General features: G+C 35.7%; 15 protein-coding genes. 7 read left to right on the top strand and 8 right to left on the bottom strand.

Translation table 11 applies throughout. The features are described from left to right. Positions 1-153 precede the first annotated feature (153 nt). Together IJE13_RS06770 and IJE13_RS06765 are read left to right on the top strand one after the other, a co-directional pair. Positions 154-510, top strand: a complete 357-nt coding sequence (locus tag IJE13_RS06770; RefSeq protein ID WP_292778565.1) for a Gar1/Naf1 family protein — start codon at positions 154-156, stop codon at positions 508-510. Positions 511-582: 72 nt separating this feature from the next. Next, the gene (locus IJE13_RS06765) at positions 583-1578 is read left to right on the top strand and encodes a transcription initiation factor IIB (protein WP_292778612.1); all 996 of its coding nucleotides are present in this window, start codon (positions 583-585) and stop codon (positions 1576-1578) included. Between the two features lie 225 nt (positions 1579-1803). On the opposite strand, the gene IJE13_RS06760 is transcribed toward IJE13_RS06765, so the two are convergent. Both IJE13_RS06760 and IJE13_RS06755 read right to left on the bottom strand, forming a co-directional pair. Then, a complete protein-coding gene (locus IJE13_RS06760) occupies positions 1804-3834 on the bottom strand; it encodes an MJ1255/VC2487 family glycosyltransferase (RefSeq protein ID WP_292778564.1) in 2031 nt (676 codons plus the stop codon). A gap of 79 nt (positions 3835-3913) precedes the next feature. After that, positions 3914-5062 (bottom strand): hypothetical protein, encoded by a 1149-nt coding sequence (locus IJE13_RS06755; RefSeq protein WP_292778562.1) that lies wholly within the window; start codon positions 5060-5062, stop codon positions 3914-3916. Positions 5063-5221: 159 nt separating this feature from the next. Here IJE13_RS06755 and IJE13_RS06750 point away from each other — a divergent pair, with 159 nt between their 5' ends. Then, on the top strand, positions 5222-6052 hold the full coding sequence (locus tag IJE13_RS06750) for a sulfite exporter TauE/SafE family protein (protein ID WP_292778560.1): 831 nt from the start codon (positions 5222-5224) through the stop codon (positions 6050-6052). Between the two features lie 67 nt (positions 6053-6119). Here the strand turns inward: IJE13_RS06750 and IJE13_RS06745 are convergent, their stop codons facing one another. From IJE13_RS06745 to IJE13_RS06720, 6 genes are all read right to left on the bottom strand, one after another. Then, on the bottom strand, positions 6120-7046 hold the full coding sequence (locus tag IJE13_RS06745; RefSeq protein WP_292778558.1) for a hypothetical protein: 927 nt from the start codon (positions 7044-7046) through the stop codon (positions 6120-6122). A gap of 43 nt (positions 7047-7089) precedes the next feature. Continuing rightward, positions 7090-7413 (bottom strand): YbjQ family protein, encoded by a 324-nt coding sequence (locus IJE13_RS06740; protein ID WP_292778556.1) that lies wholly within the window; start codon positions 7411-7413, stop codon positions 7090-7092. Positions 7414-7542: 129 nt separating this feature from the next. Beyond that, on the bottom strand, positions 7543-7731 hold the full coding sequence (locus tag IJE13_RS06735) for a DUF2116 family Zn-ribbon domain-containing protein (protein ID WP_292778554.1): 189 nt from the start codon (positions 7729-7731) through the stop codon (positions 7543-7545). Between the two features lie 94 nt (positions 7732-7825). Further along, positions 7826-8620 (bottom strand): TatD family hydrolase, encoded by a 795-nt coding sequence (locus IJE13_RS06730; protein ID WP_292778552.1) that lies wholly within the window; start codon positions 8618-8620, stop codon positions 7826-7828. A gap of 112 nt (positions 8621-8732) precedes the next feature. Further along, positions 8733-9410: a UMP kinase gene (gene pyrH / locus IJE13_RS06725; RefSeq protein WP_292778550.1), complete on the bottom strand. Its 678-nt coding sequence runs from the start codon at positions 9408-9410 to the stop codon at positions 8733-8735. Positions 9411-9584: 174 nt separating this feature from the next. Next, positions 9585-10535: a hypothetical protein gene (locus IJE13_RS06720; protein WP_292778548.1), complete on the bottom strand. Its 951-nt coding sequence runs from the start codon at positions 10533-10535 to the stop codon at positions 9585-9587. 391 nt (positions 10536-10926) lie between these two features. On the opposite strand from IJE13_RS06720, the gene prf1 reads away from it, so the two are divergent. The 4 genes from prf1 (at position 10927) to IJE13_RS06700 (ending at position 15694) form a co-directional block, all read left to right on the top strand. After that, positions 10927-12171, top strand: coding sequence for a peptide chain release factor aRF-1 (gene prf1 / locus IJE13_RS06715; protein WP_292778546.1), 1245 nt, complete (start codon positions 10927-10929; stop codon positions 12169-12171). A gap of 14 nt (positions 12172-12185) precedes the next feature. Next, entirely contained in the window at positions 12186-12833 is a 648-nt protein-coding gene (locus IJE13_RS06710; RefSeq protein WP_292778544.1) for a DUF655 domain-containing protein, read from the top strand. Positions 12834-13386: 553 nt separating this feature from the next. Beyond that, positions 13387-13812, top strand: a complete 426-nt coding sequence (locus IJE13_RS06705) for a hypothetical protein (RefSeq protein WP_292778542.1) — start codon at positions 13387-13389, stop codon at positions 13810-13812. A 76-nt stretch (positions 13813-13888) separates the two neighbouring features. Next, a complete protein-coding gene (locus IJE13_RS06700; RefSeq protein ID WP_292778540.1) occupies positions 13889-15694 on the top strand; it encodes a hypothetical protein in 1806 nt (601 codons plus the stop codon). Positions 15695-15812 lie beyond the last annotated feature (118 nt).

Here is a 15812-nt window from a genome sequence, read left to right as displayed (position 1 = left end):
GAATTAAAATTGACTATTATAAAACTTTTTATTGGGATTTTTTAGTAATCCTTTTTAAGTAGGAATTTTTTTATATATAAAGGCATCGAAACATTTATATACTATAACATCATTATATTAAGATGTACTAATGTTTATTTTCAAGTTGATTTTATGAAATTTTTAGGAAACATCTCACATCTTGCCAACTCTGGAAAGCTCATTGTCAAAACAACAAAGACTCCTCCAGCCGGAGCTTTTGTCTTTACAAATGACAAGCAGAAAATAGGCAAGGTATATTCTATTTTTGGCCCAGTTAAGAATCCATACGTTTCTGTAAACATTTTCAGGTCAGTGAATAGAAGGGATCTTGAAAGTAGACATGGTGAAAAGCTATTTGTTTCCACTAAAAGTGAAATGGAGAAACTCAATAAGAAGAATAAGAATTCCAAATCCAAAAGGAGTTCAAAAGGCAATTCCAAAAAATCCAAAGGCAAAAGATCCAATTCCAGAAATAGGAGAAACAAATAATTGATTTAAAAAACTTTATTCTCGATTCGTTTTTTAGAGAAACTAATATTTATCAATTGATTAATAGGAGAGATTAACACGAAAGAAGGATTATCTGAAGAAGTTCTTCAAAATTCCCAAAGAACTTCAAGAAGAAGACAAAGAGATGACGCTGAGCCAGAAAAACAAACCGTATGTCCTCAATGCGGATCCACTGATTTGATTGGAGATTATGAAAGGGCAGAAGTGGTTTGTGCAAACTGTGGTTTGGTTATTGATGAAAACCTTGTAGACATGGGTCCTGAATGGAGAGCATTCGACCATGAGCAAAGAGACAAGCGTACAAGAGTAGGTGCTCCTATTACTTACACCATTCACGATAAAGGTTTAAGTACCATGATCGATTGGAGGAATAAGGACATCTATGGTAGAGATATTCCTGCAAGAAACAGAGCTCAATGGTACCGTTTAAGAAAATGGCAAAGAAAAATCAGGATTTCCGGTGCCACTGAACGTAACTTGGCTTTTGCATTAAGTGAATTGGACAGGGACTCTTCAAGATTAGGTCTTCCAAGAAGTGTAAGAGAAGCGGCTTCTGTAATTTATAGAAGTGCTGTGGAAAACAAGCTTATCCGTGGAAGAAGTATTGAAGGTGTTGTTGCCGCTTCATTATATGCTGCATGCAGACAATGTAAAGTGCCTCGTACTTTAGATGAAATTGCAGAAGTTTCAAGAGTAAGCAAAAAAGAGGTTGGAAGAACTTACAGATTCCTGACAAGGGAATTGAACATTAAGTTGCCTCCTACATCTCCAGTGGACTATGTTCCAAGATTTGCAAGTGAGCTTGGATTGTCCGGTGAGGTACAGTCCAGATCCATTGAAATCATTGAAAAGGCAATGGATAAGGGTTTGACTTCAGGTAGAGGTCCAACCGGTGTGGCTGCTGCCGCATTATACATTGCATCTGTTTTATTAGGGGAAAGAAAGACCCAAAGGGATGTTGCAGAAGTTGCAGGTGTAACTGAAGTTACCATCCGTAACAGATACAAGGAACTTACTGAACAATTGGAAATGGGTGTAACATTATAGTTCACCTATTATTTTCTTTTTTTATTTTTTTCAAAAATTATTATTTCAAAACTTTTTTTTATCAGAAATTATTTTATTCGCATAATGTAAAACTATTGTTGATCTTAAAATTTTTTTCTTAAAAATTATAAAAAAATAAATTTCATGTAAAGTCATGTAATTACATGAAGTAAAAAAATAGTTTATTAAAGCAATAATAAAAATACTTATTTTTCAATTTAAAGGCTAATAAAGTCTTGAATATTTTTCAATGCTTAAGTCAAGGTCTTCAAGAATTTCACTGTTGTCCCATGGTTTGACCTTATTCAAATTCTCTTGGTACTTGTCTAGATTATTTAGGAAATTCTCAATTTTTTCAACATCCAAGTCATCATGATATTCTCCGAAACCTAACTTTTCAACATAGAATCCATTAAGGATCTGTTCAAAGTTCTTATGTGCTGGAGTGCTGTAGATAGGCTTCTTAAGATAGATTGCCTCTGAAATCATGGTAAATCCGCCATTCACTATGATTGCCTTGGCGGTTCTCATGTCCTCAAAGATCTGCTCTTCATTGAATGACCTGTAAGTCAGGTTCTCATCAATCTCATCCTTATTGAATCCATAGACAATAAACTCATCATTCAGTTTCTTAAGCTCTTCCATAAGGTTTATGCTGGACTCTGCAGTCTGATAGACCAGAACATGATTTCCCTGTTCAGGCTCAAGTTCCATTATTTCCTCCCTTAAGACAGGTGGATAAAGGGCTGTCATCTTCGGATGCTTCAATGGAGGATAGAAGAATGTTGTGATTATATGCCTTTTCGGCCTTAGGATATATGATTTTGTAACTGCCTTTGCTGTCAGCATGTCTGCCCTATGATGAGGCGGATAGTCATATTCGCACTGGGTTAGCATATGGATGTTGTCCAGGCTGATTAGTGGAATGTTCATGAGCTTTGAGAGCATACTGGAATAGTTCTCAAAGTCTGATATGATTATATTAGGTCTTACCTTCTTGCATTCCTTGTACAATACATTGTATCCTTCCTTCAGGTTGGTAGGGTTTGCCTTCAATGCCTTGAAGAATGTCTTCTTGGTTCTCACCACATTGTTTTCATAGACGGTGTTGAATCCTCCGATTTCGTAGACATTGTCGAATTTCTTTGATAGGAATTCATATGCCCTTTCACTTGAGAAAATGTAAACGTCATATTTTTCAATCAGATGCTCCAGAATCACGCTGCTTCTTATTGCATGGCCCATTCCCTCTCCGCAGATGGAATAGAAAATTCTCTTTCTTCCGGTTTCGGCAATAGCATCTTCCAGGCTTATCAGACCATTCTCTTCTCCACTTTCAAGAAGGGGTGTATCGGAGCTTTTTGACAGATCCAAGCTTTCAGCCTTTTGAGAATCGATTCCTATGAATGTGGTTTCATCTCCACTTACTTGAACTTCAATCAGTTCGTTTTCTTCAGGCTCCTTATCTTTGAATCTATTTATTCTGTCCTTTATCTTTCTGTTTCTGGACTTTTCAGCTATCCTTTCCATATCTGTACTGTCAAGTGCTGATATTGGGTCGTGGCCGAATTCATAGCCTAAATCCTCAGCGGAGGTTCTCTTTCCCCTGAAGTCATTGACGGTACTTTTACCATATTGCTTAAGTAAGGTATAAAGCCCTTCCTCTTCAAGCCTTCTTGTTGAGACTCCTATTCTAGCATTTCTGAGAACCTTGAATTCGCTTATCTCTGCAACACGTTCAATGTAATCGGTATCCTCGCCGAAGCTCAAGTTCTCATCGAATCCGCCAACTTCCTCATGCAGTTCCTTTTTGGAGATGATTCCGTAACAGCCTGCACCATGTGGCTTGATGTTTTCAACCGCTATCATGAACCAGTTTGCAAGGTCATGGAGGTATTTGTCCCTTTTCTTTTCAGAGAGCGGTGTCATTTGGGTGATTGCGATTCCCAATTCCTCTCTTTCGAACTCTTCGATGACATCACGCAGATAGTTTTCGGTAAGTTTCAAGTCAGAGTCTAAAAACAGCAATATCTCTCCTTGGGCAACTTCCGCACCTCTGTTTCTTCCAGGTCCCGGAAGCCCTCCTTCAACAACGGTGCAGCCGTATTCTGCAGCGATTTCTCTAGTATTATCATTGGATTGGGCATCTGCAACAATCACTTCATAGTCAGTAAAATCCTGAGATTTTATGCTTTCAAGCAGTTTAGGAAGATATTCCTCTTCGTTGTATGTAGGTATGATAATACTAATTTTCATTTAATCATCTCGTTGTATTTTGAAGTATTGTAATAATTTAGAATAAAAATATAATTTTTTTTCAATTTAAATAATCTGATTATAAGTATGAATATATGTTCCAGCTAAGTGAGTACCAATCGCATTTTCCATCTAGATCAATGGCTAAATTATTTAACAATTCCATCTCATTATATTGATTTGAAAGATGAACTATTGTTTTATTTTCATCTTCTGTTAAATTTAATACATCGTATTGATTTAAACTGTCAAGATTATGTGGATTGTCTATATCTAATTCATAAGAATCTGGACTTGCACCATAAAATGCAATTGAAAACCTTAGTAGAATGATTAGGATCAATGCAATATGCGGAATCAAAATCTTCAAGTATTTAATTATTGATTTTTTGTTTTGACTGATTTTGCCTGATAAGAGGGATTTAATTGTAATCCATTCTTCCTTCAATTGACTTTTGATTCCATTTCTCTTTTCCTTTTCAGTAATGTAATCTGAAATTCCATCCAGGATTTCGCTATTGAACATCAATATCAGTATTCCATAGATTCCTCCGACTGTTGGTGTTGCGAATAAGCCGCCATCGATTATTCCAATTATTCCTAAAGTGCTTGTAAATGCTAAAAATATTCTTGACCCAGATTTACGTCTTTGCATGGAAAGAATCATAGCAATGTATGTTATTGGAATCAATATGAATAGGACACTTATTATGCTTGGAGTATAGGCACTTAAGGAGCTTCCTGTGTGAATTCCAGCAGGAATATGGCTTAAAAACATTCCAAGGATTATGCCGAATATTCCCTTATACAAATGGGAATGAAGAATGCTTGTGCTTGTTTCACTTGGATTCATGATAACAAGGATTGTATTCCAATCTATTCCAAGTGAATTTCTTAAGTATAATTCCACAATCAATCCTGCAATGGCTGTGAATAGAAATAGAATTAATGATAGCTTTAGGTAAAACTCCTTATCTTTAAGAATTTCTGGAATATGAAGATTCTTGAAGTAATTATATATCTTGTCATTATCTCCAAGTGTGGATAGGATTATTGTCATTCCAAAAAGAACGAAAAAGAGTATGTCCTTTCCTTTTGAGGATCCCATTAGAATCGGTTGTGAAAATGGTCTTATGAATTGGTCTATTCCGCTTAGGAAGAATAGCATTGTTCCTAAAATGATTAATATTATTCCAAATGGAACGTATTTATTGTTTTTAAAACTCATAAGACATCCTCATCAATTGTTTTAAGACATTAAAATCTAATTAAATTTTTAATTTTATTTATAATATAATTAAATAACTATTTATATTTTATTTTAAATATAAGTTTTTAGAAAGTATTAATATAAAACATTTATAAATTAAATTCTTTTAGTGAAATTATGTTTCCAATTGGCTTTTATATAGGTTTGATTCTAATAGGAATCTTTGCAGGATTCGCATCAGGATTGCTTGGAGTAGGTGGAGGATTCCTTATGGTTCCTTTGCAGTTCTTCCTATTCACTTCAGTTGGAGTGGACCCATCTTTGGCTATGATGGTGTCTTTGGGAACCAGCTTGGCAATTATCATACCGACCGCTTCATCAGGGGCTTATCAGCATCAGAAAAAGAATAAATCCATTGTAAAGCCAGCTATAAGATTAGCTGTCTTTGGTATCATCGGAGGATTTTGCGGAGGACTACTTGCAAATGTGGTTCCTACAAGAATCTTGCAGATGATCTTTGCCTGCCTATTGTTCATTGTGGCAATGGATATGCTATTCGGTTCCAGAGCCGATGGTGAGAAGGCATTGGTGGATTTCAATATACTGAATGCAGCCATTGTAGGTTTTTCAATAGGAATTATCTCCGGTCTTCTAGGTGTTGGAGGAGGAGTGTTCCTAATTCCAGCCCTATGCATATTGTTCGGTTTCAGCTTGATTCAAGCTATTGGAACATCTTCCGTTTTCATTGCACTTACCGCCATTGGAGGACTTATCTCTTATATCTATACCGGATGGGGAGTAAACCCAATGCCCTATTCATTAGGCTATATAAGTTTGGTAAACTTTGTTCTCATTGTATTGTTTTCAGTTCCAATGGCAACAATCGGTGCAAAATTAGTTTATAAGATGCCTGAAAAGAGATTGAAACAGATATTTGCCGTAATATTGATCTATATGGCTATTAAGATGATTGGATTTGATCCAATCAGCATCCTGTTGGGTTTGTAAAAATAGTTTTTTTTATTAGACTTAAGTAGTATTCTATTAGTTGTAAAAATGGTTTTTTGATGAGAAATCAGATCTCATCCTCTTTTTTGTATACTATTCCGGTTCCTCTCATGACAACTTGGGACATGTTTTCACCCTTGTTTGCCCCCAGAGTCTCAAATGCAGCGTTTAGATTTAATATTCCATTGCATCCATCAGCCTTTAATTCCTTAATCAATTTTAGCAATGCCTTGTCATGGGCGAGTTTTGTATTGAAAAGTATGTCCTCTTCCAAGGAGTCTTCAATTCCTGATCTTATTTCTTTTCTTTGATTTAAAGAAAATATGTGTCTGGATTCATATATTCCCTTATATTCAAGTATGTCCAATCCTTTAGGAGAATCCTCTACAGTCAATATTAGGATTCCTAAATCGTTCATCTCCAGTTCCCTGTCATAAAAATTGTATCTGCTGTTGATTTGCTTTTCATTATAGATTTCCTTCAGCTTTGGCTCTTTATTAAAGATTTTCTGATATGCATCCCATATGAAATTAGTGATTTTCTTGAAGACACCGGTGACGTGGGAGATGATACCCAATCCCATTGCAATGAGGAAATAGTTCACTGCGGTAGGGAATGCGGCCTGAAGGATTACAATTATGCTTCCCGCTGTGATCACATTGAATCCTAAAGTCGGGTTTGCTATGATGAATCCATAGATGACTGTGATTAAAAAAAGAATGAATGCACTGACTGCACCTGTACTTTCTTGAAGATGGTTTCTTGCGGCCATGCTTTCAACATAACCTGCGGCAAGAGGGGATAGGGCCAAACCGAGATTCCATCCAAAGATTGCAAGATTGGTGTAAAGGCAAAAGGCATAAGTGAATATCCCTATTATTGTTCCTAAGGCAATGCATCCTATCTCTTTGAATAACTTCTTTCTTTCCTCTTCGTCATGCAGACGTTTTGAGATAGTCAAGTTATTTATTTTGGTTTTGATTCGATTCAGCATTTATTCACTCATTGAAAGTTCATTTAAAAAAAGTTTTGGAAGATTATTCGTAGGTTACTGCAGTTCCATATACAGTTACTAAAATTGTGTTTCCCATGGTGCCTCCAAGGTTATTGTAGGATATCTTCAATCCTATGATTCCATTGGCACCAAGTTCCTTTGCCTTTGATTCCATAGCTTTAATGGCTTCATTCCTTGCATTTTCAAGCTCTTCAGCGTAAGTGCTTGTTCTTCCTTCCACAACATCCCTGACTCCAGAGAATAAATCTTTATAGATGTTGGATCCAATCAATGATTCCCCATTGACTAATCCATGATATTTCTTTATGGTTTTGTTTTCCAAAGTGCTTGTTGAGGATAATAACATTTTATCACTTAAAAATAGTCTCTTTAAAAAATAATTATGATTTGATTGATTTTTTTTACTAAAGATATGTTTAGCTATTAAAATTAATTAATAGCTAATTTTGAATTTTAATATATAATATTCTCTAATTTATTTAAAGAACATGAAATATGCCCATACGAGAATGAATATTACGATTACAGCAAATAGCATCATTCTGCTTTTCTTAATGTTCTTTTGCTGTTGTTCTAATACTTTTTGACAATCTGCAGAGCAAACTCTTTCTTTCATTGGTATTGGGCTGCCGCATACAGGGCAATGTTTATGTGGTTCTACCATATTCTCACCTTTTTTATTTTTTAACTAATTTATTTTATTTATTTAATATTATATTAAATTAATGTTGATTTAATAGAGATTTAAAGATTGATTATTAGATATTGAAGAATTTTCTTGTTGTTTCGCTTACCTCTTTTCCAAGCTCTTCTGCATCACATTCCTTATATTCAGCTATTGTATTCAGTATATGTGGAAGATATTCCGGCTTGTTCTTGTTTGATTTAGGCTTCTTAGGGAAGTTTCTTGGAATCAGGAAAGGTGCATCTGTTTCAATCATCATCTTCTCCGAAGGAATCACAGTAACCGCTTCCTGTAGTGATTGGCCTCTTCTCTCATCACAGATCCAACCTGTCACTCCAATGTAACAGCCTAGTTCAAGGTACTTTTCAGCTTCCTCTTTGGTTCCTGTAAAGCAGTGGACACAAGCTTTCTCACACATATCAGGATATTCGGATAATATCTTCACCAAATCTTCATGTGCTTCACGTTCATGTAAAAATAAAGGCATGTCAAGTTCATCTGCCAGATTCACTTGCTCTTCAAACCATTTTCTTTGAACATCCTGTGGGGAATAGTTTCTGTTGTAGTCAAGACCGCATTCCCCAATGGCAACCACACAGTCCTCTTTGGCAAATTCCCTTAGTGTTTCCATAGTTGTGTCGTTGCATGTCTTAGCATCATGGGGATGAACGCCGGCAGTTGAAAATAAGATATCCTTAAATTGCTCTTGCTTTGCATAATTAAGTGCAGTCTCACTTGAGAGGATATTTGTTCCTGTGATGACAAATTGGCTGACTCCCACTGCATTTGCATTTCTTATGATCTCTTCCCTATTCTTGTCAAAGGACTTATGCATTAGATTAAGCCCAATATCTATTAATCCATTCATTATAATCACTTAGAATTAGAAATAAATTAAAAATAAATTTTGATTTAATTTAATAAAAATTAATTAGTTTTAAAACATTTAAAAATATTTAAAAAAAAGTAAAATGTGTTATTTACTCAGAAATAACACGGGTTCCTATCTTTTCACCTTTAATTGCCTTGATAAGGTTTTCAGGTTCATTGCCGTTGGCGATTACGGTTTCCAAGTTGGAACGCTTTATCATTTGAATTGCAGTTGTGTCAATGAATTCATATGTTCCTGCCTTCACCTCATTTCCACTGATGATTTCCATCATGTCGGAAGCTGTGATCTCTTCAATGAGTTCTGCGTCATCGAATTTCTTAGGGTCTTTGGTGTATAATCCGTCTACAGCTGTCAGGTTAACCAAAAGGTCTGCTTGCACATATTCCGCCAATATTGCAGATACCGCATCGGTACTGTGTGCAGGTTCGGTTCCGCCCATGACAACTATCTTTCCGCTTGCAGAGAATTCCAAAGCTTCCTGGAAATTATGAGGCACTCTTTGATATGCTGCATCCCCAAGGGCAAGCAATAGGAGCTTTGCATTGATTCTGGTAACTTCTATTCCAATGTCATCACATAAGGCTTCTCCAACACCAAGGTCTCTTACAACTCCAATATACTCCCTTGCAGGTTTTCCTCCACCTACAACAACGAATATCTCATGCTTTTCGTTCTGTTCAATCAAGAGCTCAGCATATTTCTTAAACCTTTCAGCGTTGTAATCCTGTAATAGTATTGATCCTCCAATGGCAGCTACAATTCTCATAAATTCACCTTTCATTAAATATTCTTATAGTTTTTAAGTAGTTTTAATTATCAAATAATTAGTTTTGATTTTAAATAATTACTTGATTTATTGTTATAATTTATCTATTTAATTATATTTAAATTTACTATCGGATAACTCTAAAACTAGAAATTTTAATTGTATTTGAATTTGCTATTGGATAGCTCTGAACCAACTGAAATTCTCTCCACCAAAATGGCTTACAAGTATTGATGCGATTATTTCAAGAATCAAGGTTATGAGTGCAGAGCTTGGAGCAAATATCATGAAGAATATAATTGCCAAAATGCATAATAGATAGAATATTTTCTTGGTGTTACCGTTTCCATTATCCTTTAATATTGTTAGAATTCCTAAAACTATTGGAGGAATGATAAGTCCAAGTATGATCCATAGGCATTCCCCTATTGGAACCAGATTGCTAACCGGCAGATTCAATAGGTTCATGTAAAGATAAGCCTCCAGAACTGTCATTATCAAACCGAAGACTCCTCCAGCTATTGCCTGGGCCATGGTGTGCTTCTTAAGAGTGAATCTGCTCCAGATAAGCAATGGATAGAGCAGTCCGAATATTGCTCCAATCGGTCCAAGAAGCATGATCAATGCAGCTACAGGTCCTGTCAGTCCAGTTGTATGGATGCTGATTTTCCATTTATATGTAATCAGCATTACAATGAATGTGTTTACAGTATAACAAAGAATCAGAACTGTAATGAAATTTGAGACTCCAAGAATCAAAGAGATTATAAAGCCGATAAGATAAGACACCACTCCTACAATAAGCGGAACGAAACGGTCTTCCCTATTTGAAATGTCCTTGTCTGTATCCAGTTTCCTTGCCCAATGGAGAATTATGGCCATCGGCAGGATGGATGCAAAGATAAGTGAAATCAGTTCCGTTATGATGAATTGGGTCCAGTTAAATGTGAAATTGCTTGTAAAGGGAGTTCCATCACATGCAAGGACAATACAGATGATTAAGAATAATGGAATGGTAATGATAGGAGGATTTGTGAAAATGGAGATTGTATCAGCTATCTTAATCTTCCTTTCATCTGTTTCATCATACTTGTTTTCCGTATTGATGTCCTTTAAGCCAAACAATTTCTTCCCTCCTTCAACTTATATAAAAAGAGTCTTTTTAAATAATCTTATATTTTTTCAGTTATTAATATTTTCTTAAAACTTTGTCTGATTTCTCATCTTTCATTGTTTTTTTTCTTAAAAATTTTTAATTTTCATCATTACTTATATAAATAACTTATACCAATATATAATATATTATATCAATTTAAGGTTATTTCTATGGTTTGACAAAAATTTCTATTTTAGTGAGGTTTCATTGGAAAATTATTGTTTCAAATAAATTTTCAAATGAGATAAGTTTTATTTTTAAAAGTTTTGAATAATCTTGAATTATATTGTTTTATTTTAATTTTTTATGCTGATTACATTATTAAAAAAATTTATTTATCAATTTTATTAGGTGTTATGAATGAGTGAGGTATCCTCAAAGGAATTATATGAATTTAAGAAATCATTAAAGGAATTGGCTGAAAAGAGGGGAAAAGGAACAGAGCTTGTTTCCATGTATGTCCCTCCAACAAAGCAATTAAGTGACATCATCAAGCAGATGAGGGATGAATTGGGACAAAGTGCCAACATCAAGAGCAAGACAACCCGTAAGAATGTCCAGTCAGCTATTGAGGTAATCATGCAAAGAATCCGTATGATTACAAATGACAATAAGGAATTGCCAAACGGTTTTGTATTGTTCGTTGGTATGATTCCTAAAGGAGGTCCCGGCACTGAGAAGATGGAAACTGTTGTAATCGAGCCACCTGAAGAGATTCAGACTTACAGATACATTTGTGACAGCACATTTTACCTTGAGCCTTTGGAAGACATGATCGCTTCAAAAGAGGTCTATGGTATTGCTGTCATTGACAGAAACGAAGCTACAATCGCTACCTTGAAAGGTAAAAGAATCAATGTGGTATCCAATTTGACCAGTGGTGTTCCTGGAAAGCATAAGGCAGGGGGACAATCCCAAAGAAGGTTTGACAGGGTCATTGACCAATTGGCTCACGAGTTTTTAAAAAGGATCGGTTCACATATGGATGATGAGTTCCTTCCAATCAAGGATGAATTGAAGGGAATCGTTTTAGGCGGACCTGGAGGTACTAAAGAGGACTTCTACAATGGAGATTATATGCATTATGAGCTTAAGGATAAGGTCATTACAACTGTAGACACTTCATATACCGGTGAGTTCGGTATTAGGGAAACCATAGACAAGGCATCTGGAGCTCTTGAGGAATTGGGAGTTATCCAAGAGAAGAAACTGGTTCAAAGGTTCCTTGCTGAGCTAAGGGATGACCATGGTCTATACTCATACGGTGAAAAGGAAGTCAGAACCAATTTGGAAATGGGTGCAGTTGATATTCTTCTGCTTTCAGAGGACTTGAAATCCAAAAGGCTGACCATTGATTGCCAGGCTTGCGGATTCCATGCTGAAGTTACCCAGAAAGAAGGCCAGAAGGTGGAAGACTTGACCTGTCCTCAATGCAATGAGAAGATGAAGATCACCAATGAGGAAGACTTGATTGAAGACTTGGCAAATATCGCTGAGGATTTAGGTTCATCTGTTGAGATCATTTCCACTGAAACCGAAGAGGGAAGCCAACTGTATAGGGCATTCGGTGGAATAGGTGCAATCTTAAGATATAATGTAAGATAAGTGTGGTGTTTTCTATGAAAAATGAAAATTTCGCTCTTGTATTAAGCGTTAAGGATGCTGATGATAAGAAGACTGCACGAGTCATTGGAACAGATTACTTCATATTGATGGATTTGGACTTGAATGATGATGTTCAAGTCAGGGTTCAGGACAAGATCCCTCTTGGAAAGGACAGTGATTTTGTCAAGCAGGAAAGAGCCCATTTAAGTTATGATGACTTAAGCAAGGACCAGGAATTTGAAACAGAGAAGGCCATCAACAGCATTGTAATTGCAAATGAGCCTAAATATGTTAAATTCTTCAATGACCAAAGCAAGGAAGCAAGCAAATTGCACTTCCTGGATGGAATCAGCAGAAAATTAGGTTCCAAGATATTGACTGAAAAGGAGCTTAACGGTGACTTTGAAAGTTTTGAAGACATTGACAATAGAATCAGTTTCATTGAAAGCTCTAAGGATTTGATTGTAAAGAGGGTTCTTTACGAATTGATTGAACTTCCTAAGGAGAAAAAGGGAAGACCTTCCTATCTCTTCACTGTAGTTAAAAGGTCCAATAAGAAGGAAGTTCCTGAATACGACGAATTCGTAACCGATGACAGTCGTTTCATTGAAATGATCAAAGAAAAAGGGCTTCTTGAAAAAGAGGGAAAACGTATAAGGTAAGTTTTTCTCTTTTTACTTTTTTTATTCTATTTTCCTTTTGAATTTTATTTTTCTATTTTAACTCTTATTTTTTAGAGACTATTTTTTAACTTTTTATCAATCTAAGCTATTTCTTAAAGTTAATATTTTTCAATAAAAAAGTCATTCCCACTTAGTAGGGGGTGTGGGATTAACAAATATATTGAGTTTAGGGTTTTTGTGTTGAATATGTAATTATAGAGTTTGATTCATTGAGTGAAAATGCATATGAAACTATTTAGTTAAATTCTTTAAAGGTATTTATAAATGTTAATCCCATACCTTATTTTGTACTTATTCTCATTTAAATCTTTCTATTTGATTTCTAAACGATTATAATTTCTTATTTTAATGTAAAAATTGTTTTTAACTTGTTATTTCCATTTTAACTATCATATTGATTTTATTTCGTTATCTATATTTTGATTATTATCTTGATTTCATTTCGTAAAAAAAATGATTTAATAAAATTTATATATTTAATATAGTTATAAAAGAATATATATTACGATTCAATAATTCAAGAGTGCTTTTTATGTCTGATTTAAACACATGTTCAAATGAGAAGCTTTCATTCAAATACAGCGATGAATGGGAATTGGAGGAAGTCCCTTTAGAGAACAATCCCGATTGCATAGCCACCTTAAGCTATGAGGATGGCAGTCTATTGAATGTGATTGCATTTCAATCTGAAATGCCTTCCCTGGAGGATTTCAAGGAAATAATTGAAGAGAGCCTGTTGAATGACAATGCCCAGATAGTATCCTCTGAGATTGCAAATGTCGGCAAAAGGTCAAGCATTCAGACACATTCAAGGATTTCAATTCCAGAGATTGACTTTGAAATGTTTTCAGTGGTGTTTCTGGAGGACGGCTTTGTCTATATCTTTGAACTTAGGACAGTCAGCGACATAGTTTCCAAATTCATGGAGATTGTTGGAACTTTTGAGATTTTAGAATGATATTCATTTTTTTTATTGAGATTGTTGGAACTTTTGAATTTTTAAAAAATATTCATATTATAATGTTGGTGTAATCATGAAAAGAACAAATAAACTTATTTTGCTTATAGCTATTGTAATTGCAATCCTGACATTACTGATAGCTGCAAGCGAAATGGGATTATTAAGTGACAGTGACGATTATAACGTTGATCTTGCTGAATTAACTGATGAATTGACCATTGACATGTCCAATTGGAGTTATGATGAGGAAAACAACATTTACTATCAATTGGGCCTTCCATACTGTACTGATCCCGAATCAACTGAGTATGAATCATTGGCAATCTATGTTCCAGGAGAATACTTCAAGAGTGAAGAGAATTCCAATGGAACATATACATGTACAGTGATCAATGGAAATGTTGGAAATTATTCCGCTTCAAACGCACCGATTGTAATGCCTATCGATACACCAGGATATTCTGCACACAAGGCCCCTACAAAATATGATGCAAAGGATGTAAAGGATTACACAGATGTAGGTTTCATCTATGTTGATGCCGGTTGCAGAGGCAGGGAAAACGGCAATGATTATTCTGGCGGAGCACCTTGGGGAGTGACTGACTTGAAGGCGGCAGTGCTTTATTTGAGATTCAATGATGACACACTTCCAGGGGATTGTGATAGGATATTCTCCTTCGGCCACAGTGGTGGCGGAGCCCAAAGTGCCATTTTAGGTGCAAGCGGTGGCAGTGAATTGTACACCCCATATCTTGAATCCATTGGGGCGGCTCTTGTAAATAGAAATGGAAACAAATTGTCTGACAGCATCTGCGGAGCGATGTGCTGGTGCCCGATAACATCTCTCGACACTGCAGATGAGGCTTATGAATGGACCATGGGCCAGTACAGCACTCAGGGAACACGTGGAAATGGCACTTGGACCGGTGCATTGTCTGATGATTTGGCGGTTGAATATGCCCAATACATTAACGATTTAGGTCTTAGAAGTCCTAATGGCAAACCTTTAAGTCTTTCAGAGTCTGATGAAGGAATCTACACCAATGGATCCTTTTATAATTACATGCTTAAGGTTGTGGAAACTTCCTTGAACAATTTCCTGAATGATACCAGTTTCCCATACACTCCAAGTTCCAGTGGTGGCATGGGCATGGACTCTCTACCTGAAGGGGTGAGCCTTTCCAGTGATGTGCTTGAGGATTCAAGCGGCAGAACATATAGGACTCCGCAGGACTATATTGATTCATTGAATGGCGATGAGGAATGGATAATCTATAACAGCTCAACAAACACTGCAAAGGTCACCAGCATTGAAGCCTTTGTAAATCATTGCAAATCCCCGTCCAAGGACGTCGGGGCATTTGACGATTTGGGAAGGGACCAGGCTGAAAACGAATTGTTCGGCACTGATGAGTCCGAATCATTGCACTTTGACAGCATCATGGCAAATGTCCTAAAGGAAAATTCAGAGAAATACTCACAGTACTCAGATTATGATTCCTCTAAGGTTAATGCATATGCGAAGGATTTGAATAAAAGGGATAAATTGAATAAATCCATTGAGTATCGTTCAAATATGTATAATCCATTGTATTACATTTCCGGCCATTATGATGGAATCGGATCCTCACATCCTGCAAAGTATTGGAGAATAAACTCTGGTATTGAGCAGGAGGACACTTCATTCACCGTTGAGACCAATTTGGCTCTTGCCTTAATACAGGATGGTGATGTAAAGAGCGTTGAGTTCAATGAGGTATGGGGTCAAGGACATGTTCAGGCGGAAAGAAAAGGGTCTGCAGAAGGCAACTTCATCAATTGGGTCAATGAATGCCTAAGCAAGGAATCTGAATTCTTTTTATTCAATCTGTTTAAATAATTCTTAAATTTAATTTTTTTATTTTTTTAAAATTATTTTTTTTTATTAATTTTTTTATTCTTTTTCTAATTTTTTTTTAATTTTTCATCTATCTTTTCTCTATTTTTCATAAAATTTT

Origin of the sequence: Methanobrevibacter sp. (genome assembly GCF_017410345.1) — an archaeon.
In the GTDB taxonomy this organism is placed as follows: domain Archaea; phylum Methanobacteriota; class Methanobacteria; order Methanobacteriales; family Methanobacteriaceae; genus Methanobrevibacter.
The sequence above is the reverse complement of the archived record's forward strand: the minus strand, read 5'-3'. Positions and strand labels throughout refer to the sequence as shown.